This window comes from Micromonospora maritima (assembly GCF_902825405.1).
Lineage (GTDB): Bacteria > Actinomycetota > Actinomycetes > Mycobacteriales > Micromonosporaceae > Micromonospora > Micromonospora maritima.
Genome location: NZ_CADEAU010000850.1, coordinates 1 through 1,362, shown reverse-complemented (window position 1 = coordinate 1,362; position 1,362 = coordinate 1). Strand labels below are relative to the sequence as shown.

Below are 1,362 nucleotides of genomic sequence, written 5' to 3'. Positions count from 1 at the left end.
CGGCGTGGCCCGGCCGATCAGCGGGGCCGGGCCGCCGTAGCGGGTGGGGGCGCTGTTCGCGGACGGCCCGCCCAGGGCCGCCGCCGGCCATTCAGGAGATCGCACGGAGTCCATCAATCACTCGCAGGATGATGTCGGGATCGAGGGCGTCGTCGACGTCCGCGACGTGCACGTCGAGGTGACCGGCGGCGCGCAGGTCGCCGACCAGCACCCGGGTCACGCCGAAGTGCATCCGGGTACGGGCGGAGATCTCGGCGACCGAGACCGGCTCGGCGCAGATCGCGACGATCGCCGCCAGCTCGGGGGACAGCCGGGCGGTCACCGCCCAGGAGCCGCTGCCCGGCCGGACGGTCACCTGGGTCTCCAGGCCGATCGCCGGGTCGCCGTCCACCCGTCCGGCGGTCAGCACGAACGGGCGTGGGCCGGTCGGCTCCCCGTCGCCCGCGTCCGGCTCACCGACCGGGGCGGACGCACGCAGGAAGGGACGGATCCGGACGCCGGGTTCCGGCTCCGGGTCCCCGCCGGCGGCCCCCGGGATCATTGCTGGACGGCGTTCTTCAGCTCGGCGATCAGGCGGGGACTCAGGGCGCCGCCGGCGCGGCCGGCGAAGAGCGTCATCTCGTACGCCACGGTGCCCAGGTTGGCCGAGCGGTCGGCGACCACCCCGAGGACCGAGCCGCTGCTGATCGCGCTGATCAGCAGGTAGCCCTCGGCCATGTCGACGATGACCCGGTTGAGCGCGCCCAGCGCGTACCAGCTCGCGGCGCCACCGGCGAGGCTGGTCATGCCGGAGACGACGGCGGCGAGGCGCTCCGCGTTGGACCGGTCCTTGATCGCGGACATGGCCATCAGCAGCCCGTCCGAGGAGACCGCGATCGCCTCCATCACCCCGGCCGTGCTGGAGGTGAACGAGTCGAGCAGCCAGTTGAAGGTGCGCGCCTCGGGGCTGAGGTCGCCGGTGGTGCTCGGTTCGGCGCTGTCGTGCAGGAACGGGCTGGTCACCGTGATGGATCCTCTTCGTAGCGGCGGTCGGTACTGACTTCGCGCAGAGCACGGGCGACGCCCGCCTCGAACTCGGTGATGAGGTTGCGGACCTCGACGGGGTCGCCGGGGTCGGAGCTGGCCGGGGGCGCCGCGGGCACCGGGGAGACGGCCAGGTTCGCCCCGGGTACCCGGCGGCTGAGCCGGGGCCGTCCCGGTGTCGGCGGGGCCGGGGTGACGTCGTCCTCGGCCCGGCGTACGCCGTCCTGGAACGCCTCCACCAGCGCCCGGACCGTGGCCGGGTCGGCGGGCACCCCGATCAGCGGCCCGGTCGCCGGGCCGGCGGGTGCCGGCGGCGTACCGGCGGGCAGGTTCGCCCCG

2 protein-coding genes and 1 pseudogene are annotated in these 1,362 nt (G+C 75.0%); all 3 read right to left on the bottom strand.

Features of this window, described 5'->3' with window-relative positions; genetic code table 11:
• Positions 1-91: 91 nt before the first annotated feature.
• Positions 92-541, bottom strand: coding sequence for a DUF742 domain-containing protein (locus tag HUW36_RS32960; protein WP_174531593.1), 450 nt, complete (start codon positions 539-541; stop codon positions 92-94).
• Positions 538-1,002, bottom strand: coding sequence for a roadblock/LC7 domain-containing protein (locus tag HUW36_RS32955; RefSeq protein ID WP_174531592.1), 465 nt, complete (start codon positions 1,000-1,002; stop codon positions 538-540). Before HUW36_RS32955 ends, HUW36_RS32960 begins: the two co-directional genes overlap by 4 nt.
• Positions 999-1,362: pseudogene (locus HUW36_RS32950) on the bottom strand (histidine kinase); the annotation flags it as partial. The gene HUW36_RS32955 and the pseudogene HUW36_RS32950, both read right to left, overlap by 4 nt.

What these genes read in the sequence shown, in the direction of transcription:
- HUW36_RS32960 (WP_174531593.1), bottom strand. Translation starts at nt 541, where the DNA reads ATGATCCCGGGGGCCGCCGGCGGGGACCCGGAGCCGGAACCCGGCGTC.